Genomic DNA, 577 nt, shown 5'->3' with positions numbered 1-577 from the left:
GCACTCGTTCCGCCGGACCGCTGCACTGGTATCACGACTGACAGAGCTTGGGAAATACTTTTTGAAAAACACGGCATCGTATCAAAAGTTTTGGCAGACGGCTGTTTCCGACTAAAAGCGTCCGAGATAAATACCGTAAAAGAAGCCCGCCTCATGGCAAAATTCGACCAGTCGACACAGTTGCCGTCTGTTTTTCAAAGCAATAATGTATCGATTCTTCCGATAAGCAGGGGCGAATATATTATTGGTCAGTTTGAACCGCATAAAAAAATTACGTATCCCAACTGCCGTCCTACGCCCGTTACCATTCCTGATTTAGAAACCGTCGACCATGTCAAATTATACAGCGAAGCGTCCGCGCTGCTATTTGCGTATAACAGCGGCATTATAAAAGACGTAGTAAACACAGCGGGAGAAATTTATTATACGGTAAGCGGCAGAATGTCGTCCGGGTGTTTTGACTATGTTATAAACAGAAAAAACAGCGAACCAAAAACACAAAAAATAGCCGTAGAGAATTCGCAGATTGAGGTTGACGCCGGCTATGAATTCGCAAGCGGTTTTTGCATCGTTGAAG

The 577-nt window shown here is 44.5% G+C and carries 1 protein-coding gene; it reads left to right on the top strand.

Features of this window, described 5'->3' with window-relative positions; genetic code table 11:
• Window positions 1-90 precede the first annotated feature (90 nt).
• Window positions 91-577 (top strand): type II restriction enzyme (locus tag AWU74_RS07535; protein WP_438816371.1); only part of this gene is annotated, 487 nt, incomplete at its 3' end.

Source organism: Treponema endosymbiont of Eucomonympha sp. (genome assembly GCF_001028545.1).
Note: the sequence above shows the minus strand (reverse complement) of the source record. Positions and strands in the feature narration are given on the sequence as shown.